The organism is Patulibacter minatonensis DSM 18081, assembly GCF_000519325.1.
Taxonomy (GTDB): domain Bacteria; phylum Actinomycetota; class Thermoleophilia; order Solirubrobacterales; family Solirubrobacteraceae; genus Patulibacter; species Patulibacter minatonensis.
In genome coordinates this window covers 5,287,726-5,303,477 of record NZ_KI912613.1, presented here as the reverse complement: position 1 = coordinate 5,303,477, position 15,752 = coordinate 5,287,726, and the positions used below count along the sequence as shown (strand labels likewise).

14 protein-coding genes and 1 pseudogene are annotated in these 15,752 nt (G+C 75.4%); 7 read left to right on the top strand and 8 right to left on the bottom strand.

The genetic code is table 11. The features are described from left to right. The 5 genes and pseudogenes from PATMI_RS37735 to PATMI_RS0124950 form a co-directional block, all read right to left on the bottom strand. Positions 1-862: pseudogene (locus PATMI_RS37735) on the bottom strand (hypothetical protein); the annotation flags it as partial. Beyond that, entirely contained in the window at positions 859-1,278 is a 420-nt protein-coding gene (locus PATMI_RS0124965) for a hypothetical protein (RefSeq protein WP_026912879.1), read from the bottom strand. The pseudogene PATMI_RS37735 and the gene PATMI_RS0124965, both read right to left, overlap by 4 nt. After that, positions 1,275-2,462: an ArsA family ATPase gene (locus tag PATMI_RS33200; protein ID WP_051472263.1), complete on the bottom strand. Its 1,188-nt coding sequence runs from the start codon at positions 2,460-2,462 to the stop codon at positions 1,275-1,277. The genes PATMI_RS0124965 and PATMI_RS33200 overlap by 4 nt, the downstream gene beginning before the upstream one ends. A 42-nt stretch (positions 2,463-2,504) precedes the next feature. Continuing rightward, positions 2,505-3,839, bottom strand: coding sequence for a D-glucuronyl C5-epimerase family protein (locus PATMI_RS33195; RefSeq protein WP_036726402.1), 1,335 nt, complete (start codon positions 3,837-3,839; stop codon positions 2,505-2,507). A gap of 121 nt (positions 3,840-3,960) precedes the next feature. Further along, positions 3,961-4,380, bottom strand: a complete 420-nt coding sequence (locus tag PATMI_RS0124950; protein WP_026912878.1) for a hypothetical protein — start codon at positions 4,378-4,380, stop codon at positions 3,961-3,963. A gap of 158 nt (positions 4,381-4,538) precedes the next feature. On the opposite strand from PATMI_RS0124950, the gene PATMI_RS35475 reads away from it, so the two are divergent. The 3 genes from PATMI_RS35475 to PATMI_RS0124935 all read left to right on the top strand — a co-directional run bounded on the left by PATMI_RS35475 (position 4,539) and on the right by PATMI_RS0124935 (position 8,003). Then, on the top strand, positions 4,539-5,030 hold the full coding sequence (locus PATMI_RS35475) for a PadR family transcriptional regulator (RefSeq protein WP_169738415.1): 492 nt from the start codon (positions 4,539-4,541) through the stop codon (positions 5,028-5,030). Positions 5,031-5,182: 152 nt separating this feature from the next. Continuing rightward, on the top strand, positions 5,183-7,213 hold the full coding sequence (locus tag PATMI_RS0124940; RefSeq protein ID WP_026912877.1) for a 3-hydroxyacyl-CoA dehydrogenase/enoyl-CoA hydratase family protein: 2,031 nt from the start codon (positions 5,183-5,185) through the stop codon (positions 7,211-7,213). 10 nt (positions 7,214-7,223) lie between these two features. After that, positions 7,224-8,003 (top strand): SIR2 family NAD-dependent protein deacylase, encoded by a 780-nt coding sequence (locus PATMI_RS0124935; RefSeq protein ID WP_051472261.1) that lies wholly within the window; start codon positions 7,224-7,226, stop codon positions 8,001-8,003. 22 nt (positions 8,004-8,025) lie between these two features. On the opposite strand, the gene PATMI_RS0124930 is transcribed toward PATMI_RS0124935, so the two are convergent. Together PATMI_RS0124930 and PATMI_RS38055 are read right to left on the bottom strand one after the other, a co-directional pair. Further along, on the bottom strand, positions 8,026-8,931 hold the full coding sequence (locus PATMI_RS0124930) for a hypothetical protein (protein WP_026912875.1): 906 nt from the start codon (positions 8,929-8,931) through the stop codon (positions 8,026-8,028). Between the two features lie 4 nt (positions 8,932-8,935). Further along, positions 8,936-11,431, bottom strand: a complete 2,496-nt coding sequence (locus PATMI_RS38055; RefSeq protein ID WP_051472260.1) for a lytic murein transglycosylase — start codon at positions 11,429-11,431, stop codon at positions 8,936-8,938. 221 nt (positions 11,432-11,652) lie between these two features. On the opposite strand from PATMI_RS38055, the gene PATMI_RS33180 reads away from it, so the two are divergent. Then, positions 11,653-12,072, top strand: a complete 420-nt coding sequence (locus PATMI_RS33180; RefSeq protein WP_051472452.1) for a hypothetical protein — start codon at positions 11,653-11,655, stop codon at positions 12,070-12,072. Between the two features lie 63 nt (positions 12,073-12,135). On the opposite strand, the gene PATMI_RS35465 is transcribed toward PATMI_RS33180, so the two are convergent. After that, on the bottom strand, positions 12,136-12,816 hold the full coding sequence (locus tag PATMI_RS35465) for a phosphorylase family protein (RefSeq protein WP_051472259.1): 681 nt from the start codon (positions 12,814-12,816) through the stop codon (positions 12,136-12,138). A gap of 28 nt (positions 12,817-12,844) precedes the next feature. Between PATMI_RS35465 and PATMI_RS37730 the strand changes: the two genes are divergently transcribed. The 3 genes from PATMI_RS37730 (at position 12,845) to PATMI_RS33165 (ending at position 15,693) form a co-directional block, all read left to right on the top strand. Beyond that, positions 12,845-13,279 (top strand): hypothetical protein, encoded by a 435-nt coding sequence (locus PATMI_RS37730; protein WP_026912874.1) that lies wholly within the window; start codon positions 12,845-12,847, stop codon positions 13,277-13,279. A gap of 165 nt (positions 13,280-13,444) precedes the next feature. Continuing rightward, the gene (locus PATMI_RS33170; protein WP_425415946.1) at positions 13,445-14,701 is read left to right on the top strand and encodes an adenylate/guanylate cyclase domain-containing protein; all 1,257 of its coding nucleotides are present in this window, start codon (positions 13,445-13,447) and stop codon (positions 14,699-14,701) included. Further along, on the top strand, positions 14,698-15,693 hold the full coding sequence (locus PATMI_RS33165; protein ID WP_051472258.1) for a tRNA lysidine(34) synthetase: 996 nt from the start codon (positions 14,698-14,700) through the stop codon (positions 15,691-15,693). Before PATMI_RS33170 ends, PATMI_RS33165 begins: the two co-directional genes overlap by 4 nt. Positions 15,694-15,752 lie beyond the last annotated feature (59 nt).

Below are 15,752 nucleotides of genomic sequence, written 5' to 3'. Positions count from 1 at the left end.
CGCCGCGGTCGTACCGCGGGTCGGGCGCGTCGCGGTCGTACCGGGGATCCGGGGCGCCACGGTCGGACCGCGGAGCCGGCGTCCCGGGGCCGTACCGGGGGTCCGGGGCGTCCCGCGCCGGGTCCGGCGCGTCGCGGTCGTACCGCTGCTCCGGGGAGGGCGGCGCGTCGTCCGCTGCCGCCGCGGGCGCGCCGGCGGGGCCCTGGCCGGCCGCGGGCGGGGCCGGGTCGTCGTCCCGCTGCCCGTCGGCGGGGGTGCCCGACGGGGACACGACGGTCTCCGGCTCCACGAGGTCCTCGGGATCGACGACGGGGCCCTCGGGCGGGGGTGCGGTCTCGGCGTGGAGGGCGGCGTCCCGTCGGCGCTGGTCGAGGCCCGTGGCGAGCAGCAGCCCGACGGCGAAGAGGCTGGCGAAGATGCCCCACGAGAGGCCGATCAGGCTGGCGGACCCGTTCTCCGCCTTGCCGTCCGGCTTGTCGAACAGCCGGTAGACGATCAGGACGCCGATCCAGGCGGCCGCGACGGTGACGACGGTGCCGTCGGTCAGGGGCAGGCTGAAGCGCTTGTCCGTGGCCCGGGCCCACACGAGCGCGAGGACCGCGACCGCGACGAGCAGCACCGCGGCCTCGACGAACGAGAACGCCGCGATCCCCGACATCGTCCCGTCGGTGAGCTTGTCCCCACCGCCCTTGAAGGCGATCTGGGTGGAGTACCACGGCGTGCCGAGGCTGACGAGGACGACGATCGCGGCGGCGGCGGTCCGCTGCTGCGCGGCGTCCAGCGACCGGATCGCCCGGATCAGGCCGGTGCCGGTGCCCTGCTTCGACGGGCGGCGGGTGGGGCGGGGGGCGGAGTCGTTCACGGGCCGATCGGGATGTCCTCGACGTGCGGGGCGGGGTCCGCGGCGGCGCGGGCCGTGCGGACGGGGGGGTCGGTGGCCTCGAGCTCGAGGCGGTCCACCCACCAGTCGATGATCGCGCGGACGAGCAGCAGGAGCTGGCGCAGGATCTCGGTGACCTGGCCGCGGAGCTCGGTCGGCACGAGCTCGCGCAGCGCGCGGACGAGCTCGGCGAGCGCGTGGACCTCGTCGGCGCGCTCGCTGCGGTCCTGCGGCGTGGCCCAGCCCCCGGCCGGCGTGCCGCCGCCCGCCTCCGTGCGCCGCGCGTCCTCGGCCCGGGCGTGGAGGCGCTCCGCGGCCTCCTTCGTCGCCAGGATCCGCTCACGCAGGTCGGCGACGGCGTCGTCGTCGGTGAGGGGGGCGTGGGCGGGCTCGGTCATGCGGGGTCGGGGGCCGCCGGCGGGCTGAGGGTCACGTCGAGGACCCCGTCACGCAGCGACGCACCAGTCGGACGATAGTGCGCGATGGCCGGGGGCAACAGCACGGCGCGGCGGCGACCCCCGACCTCGACGACGAGCTCGTCCCCGGCGCGCCGCAGCGAGACGTCCTCCCGGTCGGCGAGCGGCACCGCGATCCGCAGCCGCGCCCCGTCCTCGTCGACCTCGAGCTCGCGCGACAGGCCGACGTGGAGGACGTCCTCGGGGTGCACGCCGGCGTAGAGCGCGTCGCCGAGCCGGTCGAGCGCGTCGGTCCCCACCACCTCGCGGTCGAAGTACGGCGCCTGCAGGATCGGCAGCGGCGCGAAGGCGTCCTCGATGCCGCGCAGCTCCTCCTGCTGCTGGTCGCGCCAGCCGGCGAAGTAGGGGCCGACGTCCTCGGGGAACAGGCGGTTGACGATCACGGCGTCCGTCGCGACGCCGTGGAGCCCGAGCGCCGTGTAGGTGCGCCGCGCCTCCTCGACGACGACGCGGTCGGCGGTGGTCACGAGCCGCATCGAGACGTGCTCGCGGTCGACGAAGAGCTCGCGCATCGCGAGGAGGCTCTCCATCATCCGCGCGACCTCGTCGAGGACCGTCCTGTCCGGGAGCGTGATGTCGAGGACCGCCCGGGCGAGGGGGCGGACGGTCCCGAGCAGGTCCTCCTGGCGCGGGACGACGCGGCTGAGCCACCAGTGGGCGAGGTCGGGGAACGACAGGAGCCGCAGCGTCTCGGCGGTCGGGGCGCAGTCGACGACGATCACGTCGTGGTCGCCGGCGTCGCGGAGCTCGACGAGGCGCAGCAGGCTCAGGAGCTCCTCCAGGCCGGGCGGGACGGAGAGCTCCTCGGCGGAGATCCGGTCGACGCCGCGCCCGACGAGCGTGCGGGACGCCCAGTCCCGGACGGCGCTCCAGTGCCGGGTCAGCTCGCTGCGGTCGTCGAGCTGCAGCGCCTCGAGATCCGGTGCGACCGGCGTCGGGTCGGCGCCGACCTCGGCGCCCAGGACGTCGGCGAGGCTGTGGGCCGGATCCGTCGAGACGACGAGGACCCGCAGGCCGGACGCCGCGATCCGCCGGGCGGTGGCGGCGGCGACCGACGTCTTGCCGACGCCGCCCTTCCCGGTGTAGAGCACGATCCGCGTGGCCATCGGCCCGCGAGCGTATACGCGCCCGCGCCGCGCCGCCCGGGGCTATGGCTGGCTGACGGCGGGGGAGGCCACCGCGGCCCCGGTGTCCGGTGCGTCGACGCCGGGTGCGGCGGGACCGGTGGAAGGGGACGCGGCGCGGGTCCGTGCGCGGGACGTCGGGCCGGTCGGCGTGCGCTGCAGGTCCAGCGTGAAGCGGTCGGCCATCGCGCAGTACGGCGCGGCCGGTGCCGGGGGCTGCGCGCCGGCGACGGGCCGGCCGGCCGCGAACGTGCCCGCGTCGGCGGTCAGCACCCGGCACAGGGAGCGCATGTTGTCGCGCGAGAGCAGGTGGTAGCTCGGGGTCTCCTTCGCGCCGCCGATGTTGTACCGGGCCCAGGTGCCGAGGTCGTAGGAGGGCAGCTCGGCCCGCAGCTCGCGCTCGGCGCGGACGTAGAGGGCGTTCACCTTCCCGTCCTGCGTCGCCGCCCCGACCTCGTGGAGGGCGGAGACGGTCTGCGAGAACGCGTTGAGCACCCGCGTGTTCGCGAACGTGTAGAGCAGCAGGTGGTCGCCGGCCTTCTGCTTCGAGCGCGCGCCCTCGGGGGCGCTGCGGCGGAGCAGCTCGACGGCCTTCAGGGCCGTCTCGCGGTACTTCGGGTCGCCGAGCTTCGCGGAGGTCCGGACGAGGGACTGCATCGCGGTGGCCTGCGCCATCCCGGAGCCCCAGGGCGGCGCGCCGCCGCCGAAGTCGAAGAGGTACTGCCAGGCCGGACCACCGGCGCGCTGGGACGCCAGGCGCAGCGCCTCGTCCTCGATCGCGCGGAGCTGCTCGAGCTTCGCCGGCGTCGACGTCGTGCTCAGCGCGTTGGCGAGCCCGAAGGTCGCGAGCCACTGGATCTGCAGGCCCTCGCCCTTGTAGTACTGCCAGATCAGCGGGCTGCCGTCGACGATGGGGCGCGAGCGGTCCGGCGGCGCGGGCCGCGACGCCCACCAGTCGCGGTTGACCTGCAGCGTCAGGAACACGCTCGGGGCGATCGAGGCGGTGAGGTCGCGCCGGGCGGCGATCGTCTCGGTGTTCTGGAGGACGCCGAGGAGCTCGGTCCTCGCCGTCCCCTTCGGCGCCGCCTTCGCCCGCGCGGTCACGTCGCGGTAGAGCGTGCGCCAGGTCGAGAGGTCCTTCGCGGAGATCGCCTTCGAGGAGCGGAGCTTCCGCAGCTCGCCCTCGACCGTGTACTTCGGCTTGGCCGGCTTCTTCTTCTTGCTCTTGGCGGCGGCCGACGCGGCGGCGGGCCCGAGGGGCGGGGTGCCGGGGAGGACGGCGGGCACGGCGACGGCGAGGGCCAGCGCCGCCAGGCCGGCCGGGGCGAGCCGGCGTCGGGCGGGTGCGGGGGAGGACACGACGAGCGATGCTAGGTGCGCCCACCTCCCGTCCGCGCAGGTTCCCGTGCGTCGCGCCCGTCGACACCGTCCGCGGCCGGGGACGACCTCGGGCCCCGAGGAGCGGGCCGGCGCGCAGGTCTCAGGGTCGGCTGATGCGGCCGAGGAGCTCCTCGACCTCGGCCGCGAAGTCGCCCTCGGGCCGCCCGCGCCGCCGCCGCCGCGCGTGACGGGCGGCGACCATCGCCTCGACCTCGGCCCGGACCTCGGCGTCGTCGACCGGCTCCGCCGGCGCGGAGAGCAGGTCCCGCAGCTCGGCGTCGATGTCCTGCGGGCTCTCCCCGCGCGCGATCCGGCGACGGTTGCGGGCCTCGAGCATCTGGCGCACGTCGTCCTCGCGCATGTCCGGCGTCTCGACCCCCGGGTCGTTCACCGACGGGACGAACGCGTTGCCCCCGATCGTGCTGTGGGGCGGGGCGCCACCGAAGATGAACGTGCCGATCGCGATCACGCCGGAGATCCCCACGACGGAGAAGATCACGATCCCGAAGACGGAGTCCACACCAGCAGTGTGCCCGACCCGGCGGTCCACCGGGGCGATTGCGCGTCGTCGCACACCCGCCCGGCGGTCGACGAGGTGCTCCGCGGACCCCGATCGGGCCTCCGTCCGGGCGTCCCCGGCGGTCCCGGACCGCCCGTCGGCCTGCGATGCTGGAGGTCGTGTCGGCGGACGGACCCACCACGGAGCGGCGCCGGGAGGCCCGCCGTGCCGCGCGCGAGGCCGCCCGCGAGGCCGCGGGGAGCGCGTCGGCCGCGACCGAGGTCGTCCCCGACCGCCCGGCCCGCCCCGGTGGCCAGGGCGACCCGCTCTCCGGGGCGCTGCGCCGGGCCGGCCTGGTCCGGTTGCTCGTCCTCCAGCTCCTCGACGGGGACGGTCCGGCGTACGGGAACCGCCTGATCGAGCGGATCCGTGAGCTCTCGGCGGGCCTCGTGACCGTCAACCCGAACACGATGTACCCGCTGCTCCGGGCCCTCGAGGAGCAGGGTCTCGCCGTCGGCGACTGGGAGCACCCGGACCGGCGGTCGCGGCGGATCTACCGGATCACCGAGGCGGGGATCGCCGAACGGGAGACGCTCCGCGACGACGTGCTGCCGACGCTCGACGAGGTCGCCGCGGCCGTGGAGACGCTCCGCCGGGAACTCGCGGGCTGACCGTCGCGCAGGGTCCCCCCACGGTCGGGCGGGAGGCGCCCGCGGTCGACCGATTGGCCAGTCGGCCAGATAGGCTCCGGCCAGCCCGGCGCGTCGCGTCCGACCGCCGAAGGGCCCCCACCGCATCCGAGCTCAGGAGCAGTCCAGCCGTCATGTCGTTCGTTTTCAAGGCCGCCGTCGTCGGTGCAGGCACGATGGGCGGGCAGATCGCGCAGACGATCGCCGCCGCCGGCATCGACGTCGTGCTGAAGGACGTCAAGCAGGAGCTCGTCGATCACGGCATCGAGGTCGCGACGGGGGTCACGGAGAAGCAGGTCGGGCGCCTCGTCAAGAAGGGGAAGCTCTCCGAGGAGGACGCGAAGGCGCAGGTCGCCGCGGTCGTCGGGCGGATCCACGGCACCCTCACGTACGACGCGTTCGGCGACGTCGACTTCGTCATCGAGGCCGTCCCGGAGAAGCTCGAGATCAAGCAGGCGGTCTTCGCCGAGCTCGACGCCGTCACGCCGGGCCGCGCGATCCTCGCGTCCAACACCTCGGGACTGGCGATCTCCGACATCGCCGCCGCGACGGTCCGCCCCGAGAAGGTCGTGGGCACGCACTACTTCTTCCCGGCGTCCGTGATGCCGCTGCTCGAGATCGTGGAGGGCGAGCTGACGTCGCCGGAGACGATCGCGACGACGTACGCGTTCGCGCAGACGACGAAGAAGCAGCCGATCGTCGTCGGCGAAGGCCCCGGCTTCACCGTCAACCGCATCCTCGCGGCCGAGCTGTCGGAGGTCTTCCGCGCCCAGCAGGGGCAGGGCCTCTCGATCCAGAAGATCGACGACGGACTGAAGGGCAAGGCCCTGCCGATGGGCCCGTTCTTCCTGATGAACAGCCTCGGACTGGATCCGTCGCTGCACCTCCAGCAGCAGATGGTGGAGGAGGTCGACGAGGGCGACCAGTCGCCGTCGGCACGCTTCTTCAACCATGCCCGCCAGGCCGAGCTCGTGGCCCAGGGCGACCTCGGCGCCAAGACCGGCGACGGCTTCTACAAGCAGGACGGCTCGTCGAACGTCGACGGCGACGGCGACCCGGACATCGACCGGATCATCGAGCTCTCGCACCTCGCGATGGTGCGCGAGGCCCTGCTGCTGATCGAGGACGGCGACGCGACGGTCCGCGACATCGACCTCGGGATGGCCGCCGGCACCGGCCTGGACCCCAAGCGCGGCATCCTGCCCCCGCTCCTGAAGTGCGACGTCGAGGGCCTCGACGTGATCCTCGAGCGGTTCGAGGAAGCCGCGGCGTCCGAGGGCGACCGCTTCGAGGCGCCCCCGACGCTGCGCCGCCTGGTCGCCCAGGGCCGCCTCGGCCAGAAGTCCGGCCAGGGCTTCTACGACTATCCGCAGTACGACGAGACGCAGCCGGGCGAGACGGTCAAGCTGGAGACCCGCGAGCACGGCGTCGTCATCGCCTGGCTCGACAACCCGCCCGTGAACTCGATCTCGCCGCAGGTCGTCGACGACCTGCAGAAGGTCTGGGACCACCTGGAGGCGGACGGCACGACCCGGGCGGTCGTGTTCGCGTCGGCGTCGCCGATGTCCGGGGTGTTCTCCGCCGGCGCCGACATCAAGGCGTTCACGACGCTCGGCGAGGACGGCGCGAAGTCCCTCCTGGACCAGGCGCACAACGTGTTCCGTCGCTTCGGCCACAGCCCGATCACCACGATCGGTGCGATCAACTCGATCGCGTTCGGCGGCGGCTCCGAGCTCGCGCTCGCGATGGACGTCCGCATCGCGGCGCGCTCGGCCGTCTTCGGCCAGCCCGAGATCAAGCTCGGCATCATCCCCGGCTTCGGCGGCACCCAGCGCCTGCGGCGGCTCGTCGGTCAGGCCAAGGCGCTCGAGCTCAACCTCGTCGGCGACCCGATCCTGTCGGACGAGGCGTACGCGCACGGCCTCGTGAACACGGTCGTCGACGACCACGAGCTGCTCGACGTCGCCCTGAACTGGGCGCGCCGGTTCGCCGCCCAGGCGCCGATCGCGGTCCAGAAGATCAAGCAGGTCTCCGACGTCGCCGGGCTCGACGAGGGCATCGAGGCCGAGAAGGACGCCTTCCACGACATCTTCGGCTCCGCCGACGCCGCCGAGGGCATCCAGGCGTTCATCGAGAAGCGCGAGCCCCGCTGGACCGGCGAGTAGCCTCCCAGGGGTGACCGACCCGGCGAGCACGGAGCACCACGACGAGCTCGCCCGGCGGATCGCCGCCGCGGACTCGGTCGTCGTGCTGACCGGGGCCGGGATCTCCGTCCCCTCGGGGATCCCGGACTTCCGCAGCCCCGGGACGGGCATCTGGGCGAACGTCGACCCGATGACGGTCGCCCACGTCGACGTGTGGCGCTCGGACCCGGTCCGCTTCTGGTCGTTCTACGGGGACCGCTTCGCCCGCTTCGGCGGACTCGAGCCCAACGACGCCCACCGCGCGGTCGCCGAGCTCGAGCGTCGCGGGCACGTCCGGACGGTCCTGACGCAGAACATCGACGGGCTCCACGCCCGGGCCGGGTCCGGCGACGTCGTCGAGCTCCACGGCAGCATCTCGGGCGCCCACTGCCCGGCGTGCGGGGCACGCGAGCCCCTCCCCGCGGTCCTGCGGCTGATCGCGGAGGCGGACGACGGCGTCCCGCGCTGCGGCGTCTGCGCCGGGGTGCTGAAGCCCGACGTCGTGCTGTTCGGCGACCTGCTGCCGGTCGAGGCGCTCCGCCGCGCCGAGGACCTGGCGCGGGACGCCGACCTCGTGCTGTGCATCGGCAGCTCGCTCGTCGTCTGGCCCGTCGCCGAGCTCCCGCGGCGGACCCTGGAGCACGGCGGCGACGTCGCGGTGGTGACCACGAGCGACACGCCGTACGACGACGACGCCGTCGTCCGCCTGCGGGGCGACGTCGTCGCGGAGCTCGACGGGCTCCTCGCCGCGCTGGACCGCCTGGCGGACTGACCCCGAGGCGCCGGGACCGCGGTCAGGGGGAGGGGCGGGGGCGCGACGCCGGCAGCGGCGCCTCGCGCTCGCCGACCCGCCGGCCGCCGGCAGGGCGCGCCAGGGCGAACGAGACGGCCTTCAGGACGTCGCGCACGTCGGCGTCCTGTTCCTCCTCGAGGCCGCCGCGAGCGGCTGCCGCCGCGGCCGACGCGACGCGCGGCCGGGCGTCGAGCAGGGCGGTGATCGCGTCGTCGAGCTGCGGGGCGGCCCGCCAGGGCTCGAGCTCGGTGATCGCGGCCTCGAGCGCCATGCGCAGCCCGAGCGCGGCCTCCCGGACGCGCCCGGCGTTCAGGTCCTGCCGGGCGCGCAGCGTGAGCACCTCGGCGGCCAGGACGGCGTCGCGCCCGCTGAGGAGCTCGGCGAGCCGCTCGTCGGACGAGGCCGCCGGTCCGCCGCGCCGGCGCCCGCTGCGGTCGTCGGCGGGGACCGGGAGCCGCCTGGACGCCGTCCAGCGCCCGTAGGCGCCCTCCGGCCCCGTGCCGTACGCCACGGTCGCCCGCGAGAGGTCCCGGGCCCGCAGCGGCCGCGGATCGGGGTCCGCGGCGGCGACGGCGGCGAGGTGGAGCAGGTGACGCAGGATGTCGAGCGCCTCGGTGAGCACGGCCTGGTCGTCGACCCGGGCCAGCCAGCGGTCGACGTCGCGGGCCTCGAGCGGGTCCGCGTCGACGACGGTCAAGGTCGTGGAGGGCTGCTGCGCGTCCTCGTCGGGGTCTGCCCGGCGCCGCAGGTACCGACGCCGCGGCCGGTCGGTCGACTCGACGAGCACGACCGCGCGGGGGCGGTTGGCGTGCCCGCGGACCGTCCAGCGGCCGTCCTGCACGTCGACCGCCCCGGGGACCTCGACCTGCACGATGCGGAACAGCGCCCCGTCGCCCGCCTCGGGCACGCGGTCAGTCGCCGGACTTCGGGGCCTTGACCGCGTACTTCGACGGGGTGTCGACGACGGTGGGGTTGTCGATGTCCGCGATGCGGTCGATGAGCTTGATCCACTGGCCCGGCTTCAGGACCTGCGTGACCTGCCTGCCGAGCTTCGCACCCGGCGCGACGGTGGGGCGGAAGCCGACGTGGATGTGATCGTCGTGGTCGCCCATCGCGAACGTGTTGTCCGCGCCCTCGAAGGTCATCAGCGAGATGATCTGGTGCGGCTTCAGCGTGCCCTGGAGCCCCAGGAGGATCCGGATCGCCTGCTCGGTGATCGAGCCGGCGCCCTGGGTGGCCTTCGAGATCGTGATCCCGTTGACCGAGGAGATGTCCACGGCGTTGCCGGAGTCGTGCTCGGAGACGTTGCCCGAGGAGGTGATCGCGCCCGGCCGGCGCAGCGACGACACGCCGATCCGCAGGCCGCTGGCGGTCAGGTACTCGAGCGTGGCCAGCACGCGGCGGTCGATCGCGCCGGCCTCGACCATCCGGCGGCCGGCCGCGTAGATGTCGAGCTGCGGATCGGCGAGGACGCGCTCCTGGAGCTGCTCCTTGCTCATCAGGAGGACCTGGCCGGTGGACGCGCCGTCGGTCGTCTTGAACAGCGCCGACGACGCCTTGGCGCGGTAGACCGTGGTGGACTCGAGCAGCTTCCAGCCGTCGAGGATCGGCTTCGGGTCGACGAGCGGGGCGTCCTTGCCGGCCGGCCGGACCTGGAACTTCAGGTGCGGCGAGGCCTTCGACGTCGCACCGAGGCGTCCCAGGATGGTCCCCGCCATCACGCGGGAGCCCTTCCTCAGGCGCTTGAGGACGACGTCGTCCTTCGTCAGACCGTGCAGCGTCGAGAGGTAGGCCGAGAACGTGGCGTCGTCGGCGTGGGCCTGGTCGAGCTGCTCCGCGCCGCCGTTCTTGCGGGCCAGCGGGCGGGCGGGGTTCGCGAAGACCGCCTCGGAGTCCCGGCTGGGCGCGACGGGCGCCGCGGGGGTCGACGACGGGACGGCCCCAGTGGTGCCGGCCAGGGCCTTCGGGGCGTCGGTGGTCGCGGGCTTCGTCGCCGAGTCCGGCGCCTGCGTCCCGGCGGACGCGGCCTTCGTCGGGACGGGGTCCTTCGCAGACGCGTGCCGGACGGGGGCGGGGGTCTTGTCGTCCTTCGCCACCGGGTGCAGCGCGGAGACCTTCTTGAGGTTCCCGTACGTGTAGGTGTTGCCGTAGACGTCGCGCAGGCGCACGTACCGGCCGAGCTTGTCGCCCTGTCCGATCGACGTCACCGTGCCGTCCTGGACGGCGATCGCCGGGGCGCCGGCCTTGGCGTACAGGTCGATCGACGAGCGGGAGCTCGACTCCACCGACTTCGCCGCGTTGCCTCCGGCCCTGGCCTTCGCCCGGGCCTTGCGGTTGCTGTCGTCGCCGGCGTACTGGGTCTTCGACGCGACCGGGAAGACGCCCTGCGTCAGGCCGGTCAGCGACCCGACGAGGTCGTCCGGGAGCCCGGAGACCAGCCGGGCGCGCAGCATCACCTGGTCGACGTACCACCCCGCGTGGTTGTAGGCGAAGACGGCCTTGCGGATGTGGTCGTGGCCGCCGGCGGCCTTCAGGTACCGGGCGGCCGCGAAGATCGCGTCGACCGGGTTGTACGGATCGGCCTTGCCGTCGCCGTTGGCGTCGACCCCGTAGGCCTTCCAGGTCTCCGGCATGAACTGCATCCAGCCGACGGCGCCGGCGGAGGAGACGGAGAGGTTGCGGCCGTAGTCGGTCTCGACCTCGTTGATGGCGGCGAGGACCTCCCACCGCACGCCGTACTCGATGCCGGCCGCCTGGTAGATCGGCAGCAGGAACGGCGGGATCCGGAACTTGTCGATGAAGAAGTTCGGGACGCCCGCGGGCGTGGCTCCCGGGAGGACCTCGGTGAAGCCGGGGTCCGACGCGTTCGGGACGTCGGCGGCCGCGGCGGCGCGGGGCTCGTCCGTCGTGGGCGTCGCAGGGGCGTCGTCGGACGTCGCCTGCTTCTTCCGGCGCGTGACCTTCGTGCCGTCGGTGCGGGCCTTGCGGCGCTCGGCGGCGTCGCGCCGCTTCTCCTCGTCGACCGCGTTCTGACGGCCCTCGCCGCCGCTGTCGTCGAAGACGGAGCTGTCGACGGACGGGTCGGTGACGCCCGTCGTCGTCGCCGGGGTGGTGGCGGTGGCCCCCGGTGCGGGGACGGTGCCGGTCGCCGCCTGGCCCTCCACGGTGGCGGGCTTCGGTGACGCGTCGCGCACCGAGACGACGGGGGCGCCCAGGTCCGGGAGCGGGATCTGCTCGACCGGGGTCCCTGGCGGGACGTCCACGTTCACGACGACGGTGCGGCCCCCGGAGAGGGTGACGTTCAGCGTGCGCGCCTCGGCCCCGGCCTGGACCGTGGCACCGAAGCCGGCGGCCACGGCGCCCGCGGCCGAGAGCCCGACCAGGAGCTTGCGTGTGGACGACGGCATGGTTCTCTGCAGAGCCTCCTCAGCGCACCACGACGAGGCTCGCGCGGCACTGACCGCGCAACGGTACCACGGGGTTCGGGCGGCCCGGCCCGCCCCTGCGCACCCGTACGAGCGTGCTCCGCGGTGGGCTAGGGTGGCGGGTCCGGCGACCGTCCGGGGTGGACCCGTCCGCCCCTCCCGGTCGCCCCGACCGACGTCCGAACGCAGGGGCCGACACGCGCATGACCGACGAGCAGTCCACGTCCTCGAAGGACCTCCGCGAGCGCGTCAGGGGCGCGTCCGAGGAGACGATCGGCAAGCTCGCCCAGGAGCTGCTCGGCAATCCGATCGTCACGGGGGCGGTGCAGCGCGCGATGGACGTGCGCGAGCGCGCCACCCAGGCGCAGGAGGCCGCCTTCGGGGCCCTCAACGTGCCGACGGCGGCCGACATCGAGCGGCTGACCCGACGCGTGCGCAACGTCGCGCAGCGGCTGGAGTCGATCGAGGACGCGGTCGACCGCGTCGACGAGCGCCTCTCCGCGCTGGCGTCGCGGGAGGTCGAGGGCCCGTCCGACAAGGCGCTGGCCGACCTCACGAAGCGGCTCGAGGCCATCCAGGCGTCGATCGACGCGCTGGCGGCGAAGGACGGCAAGGCCGGCTGACCACCCGGGCGCCGCGGGCCGGCGCCCGGACACCCGGCCCGGGATCCGGGTCGGGAGGGGCGGTCAGGCCGCCAGGGCCCCGGCCGCCGCGGCCCCCACGGCCTGCCACCACGCCGCACGGGCGTCGTCGGACTCGCCGGGGCCCGGGAACCCGAGCACGGCCGCCGCGGGCAGCCCGAGGCGGGCCGCGGCCGCCAGCAGCGGCGCGGTCTGCCGGTCCACCGCGTGGGCGCCCGGATGCTCGGGCGGCGGCGGTCCGCCGTCCGCGGGCAGCAGGTCGACGCTGACCACGCCGAGGTCCGTCAGCCCCGTCCCGGTGAGCCGCGCGGTCAGCTCGGCGTCGGGGCGGATCTCGTCCCCCGGCGCGCGTCCGAGGGCCCGGCTCGTGCCGTCGTGCGCGACGGCGAACCGGACGACGCGGACCTCCCCGGCGGCGACGTCCGGCCCGGTGGCGACGGCCGACCCGGCCCGCACGACGCGCCGCACGCCCGCGTCGTGGAGCTCCCGCAGCACCGCCGCGGCGCTCGGCCCGCCCGTCCCGACGGAGAGCACGCTGAGCCGGCGGCCGTCCTCCGTCCCCCCGGTGTAGCCCCAGAGCCCGCGGGCGTGATTGCTCATCAGGGGGCCCTCCAGCAGCGTCCGCGCGAGCGCGAGCGCGCGCCCGGGATCCCCGACGAGGACCGCCCGCTCGGCGACGGGGTGCCCCAGGCGGAGGATCGGGGGAAGGCGCGCGGGGTCGTTCACGGGATCCGGGCGAGGATAGACTGGGCGGGTGGAGACCGATCCGTCGAGCGACCCGATCGACCGCGCGACGGACGCCGCGTCCGCACCCGACGACGCCGGCACGCGGCGCTCGGCGCGGGTCGAGGCGGTGCGCCGGGCCGTCGACCAGGCGCTCGCCGTGACCGCCGGCGCCCCGCGGTCCACGCGGGCGCGCGCCCAGGACCTCGCCGACGAGCTCGGATCGGTCGTGACCCGCGTGCGCGGGGCCCTCGAGGACCTGAGCACCGCCGGGACCGCGCAGGCGGGCGTCCTGGCCGACGAGGTCCAGCAGGCCGTCGGGCGCCTCGGGCGGTCCCTCGACGACGCGCGCCTGGTCACCGGCGAGGAGGCCCGTCGCCTGTCGGAGCGCCTCGACGCCGTGGAGTCGCGGCTCGCCCGCCTCGAGCAGGACGCCGCCCCGCCCGTCGATCCTCCGTCCTCGTGACGGACCGCCCCTTGACGTGGTGCCCGTCGGGCGGGTATGACTGAGCGCACCGACAAAGCCTCCGGTCAGAACGTGGACGACCAGTCGTCTGCGAGGCGCCGCCCCGATGTGGGACGAGCGCCGACGACCGACGGTGCGGGACGAGACTCCCGCGGGCGGCGGGGCCTGAGAGGGGCCCGCCGCCAGAGCTCTCCGCCGGGTCCCCCGGTCGTCCCCGCTTCCGGTCAGACCGTCCTCGGACGCGCCCGGGTCGCCGAGCTCGTCGGCGTCTCGGAGGGCACCCTCCGGCGGTGGGCCGACCTCGGGCTCGTGCCCCGCGGCGACGGCGGGGCGTGGACGTCGGCCTCGCTGAACCACGCGCGCGTCGTCCAGCGCCTGCGCTCCAAGGGCCGGTCGCTGGCGGACATCGCGCTCGTCGCGGAGCGCAACGGCCTGGCGCTCCACTACCTGGGCAGCGTGCTCGACCCGCCCGTCGAGCACGTCGATCCGGAGGAGGTCGCCCGGCGGACGGGTCTGGAGCCCGCGCTCGTGCGCCGCGTGGGGGAGGCCTTCGGCTTCAGCGCGGAGGCGGTCGAGCGGATCGGCGCGGACGACGTCGCGCTGTTCGAGCACGTCGCCCGGGTGCTCGACGCCGGCTTCCCGCTCGTCGCGATGCTCCAGCTGGCCCGGATCTACGGGCAGGCTCTCGGCCGGGTCGCGGACGCCGAGGTCCGGATGTTCCGGCTCTACGTCCGGGACCCGCTGGTCCGCGACAACGCCGCCGCCCTGGACGCCGCCGAGTCGGTCGGGACGCTGGCGGCCCACGTGATGCCGCTGGCCGACCGGATCATCAGCGACGTGCACCGCCGGTCGCTGCACTGGTTCATCGAGCAGGACGCCGTGAGCCTCGTGGAGCAGGCCCTCGACGCCGACTCGCTCCTCGGGCTCGGGCGCCTGCGCGTCGCGATCGCGTTCGCGGACCTCGCGGGGTTCACGCGGCTGACGGAGGAGCAGGGCGACGAGGAGGCCGTCGAGGCGGTCGAGCGCTTCGTCGACGCGGTCGAGGCCTCCCTCCCGGACGACGCGCGGATCCTCAAGACGATCGGCGACGAGGTGATGGTGATCGGCGACGACGCCGGGACCCTCGTGGAGTGGGCGGTCAACTACCAGCTGCTGCACCCGCAGGAGCCCCGGCCGCGAATGGGGATCCACCAGGGCGAGGTCCTCTTCCGCGACGGCGACTACTTCGGCCGCGAGGTCAACAAGGCCGCGCGCGTCGTCGCGCGTGCGGGCGCGGGCGAGGTCCTGGTCACCGACGCCATCTCCGCCGTCTCGCCGCGGCACGTCGCCTTCGACCCCATCGGCGACGTGCGCCTGAAGGGCTTCCGCGAACCGACCGCGCTGTTCGTCGCCCGCGCCCGGGCCGGCGTCGGTCAGACGTGAGACCCGACGCGCCCTCCGGTCGAGGCCTGGAGGACCGGGTCCGCGCCACGGGGCACCTCCCGCCGCCGGGGCACCCGGTCGTCGTCGCGCTGTCGGGCGGGCGGGACTCGCTCTGCCTGCTGGACGTCGCGCGACGGATCTGCGGCGGCGACGACCTCCTCGCGGTCCACGTCCACCACGCGCTGCGCGGCGCCGACGCCGACGCCGAGGCCACGCGTGCGACCGGGGCCGCCGCGCGGCTCGGGGTCGCCGCGCGGGTCGTCCGGCTCGCGGTCCCCGGCCACGTCGGCGCGTCGAGCGCCTCGCCGGTCCCCTGGGCCCGCGACGCCCGGCGGGACGCGCTCCGGGACGCCGCCGACCGCTGGGGCGGACCCGGAACGCCGGTGCTCGTCGCCCACACCGCCTCCGATCAGGCGGAGACCGTGCTCCTGCGGGCCATCTCGTCGCCGGGCACGCGGGCCCTGGCCGGGATCGCGCCGCGGGACGACGCCCGCGGCGTCCGGCGGCCCCTGCTCGCGGCCGGGGCGACCCGGGCCGACACGGGGGCATGGTGCGCGGAGCACGGCGTGCGCTGGAGCGACGACCCGACGAACCCGGGCTCGCCGCGCGGGCGCGTACGTCGGCTGCTCGCCGAGCTCGAGGGCGTGGACGCGCGGGCGACCCCCGCGCTCGTCCGGACCGCCGAGCTGGCCCGCGAGGACGACGCCGCGCTCGGCGCGCTGGCCGACGCCGTCGTCGACGGCGCGGGGCCCGGCGGCGTGGAGCTGGAGCGGATCGCGACGGCACCGGCCGCCGTCGGACGGCGGGTGCTGCGGCGCCTGGCGGAGGACGCGACCGGCCGGTCGTGCCCGCGGGTCGGTGCCCGGTTGCACGACGTCCTCGAGCTCGCCCGCCGGACGGCGACGACGAGGTCGGCGGACGTCGGTGACGGGGTCCGGGTCGTCGTCGAGGACGGTCTCGTGCGCTGCGAGCCCACGCCGCCGCGTCGCTGAGGGCGGCCCCGTCCCGGCCCCCGCCGGGTGGCGGGACGCGTCCCGAGCGGACCCGGTCG

Bases quoted from the DNA above. Each gene is read 5' to 3' on its own strand.
- PATMI_RS38055 (WP_051472260.1), bottom strand. From the start codon at position 11,431: ATGCCGTCGTCCACACGCAAGCTCCTGGTCGGGCTCTCGGCCGCGGGC.
- PATMI_RS33200 (WP_051472263.1), bottom strand. From the start codon at position 2,462: ATGGCCACGCGGATCGTGCTCTACACCGGGAAGGGCGGCGTCGGCAAG.
- PATMI_RS33180 (WP_051472452.1), top strand. From the start codon at position 11,653: ATGACCGACGAGCAGTCCACGTCCTCGAAGGACCTCCGCGAGCGCGTC.
- PATMI_RS0124940 (WP_026912877.1), top strand. From the start codon at position 5,183: ATGTCGTTCGTTTTCAAGGCCGCCGTCGTCGGTGCAGGCACGATGGGC.
- PATMI_RS0124965 (WP_026912879.1), bottom strand. From the start codon at position 1,278: ATGACCGAGCCCGCCCACGCCCCCCTCACCGACGACGACGCCGTCGCC.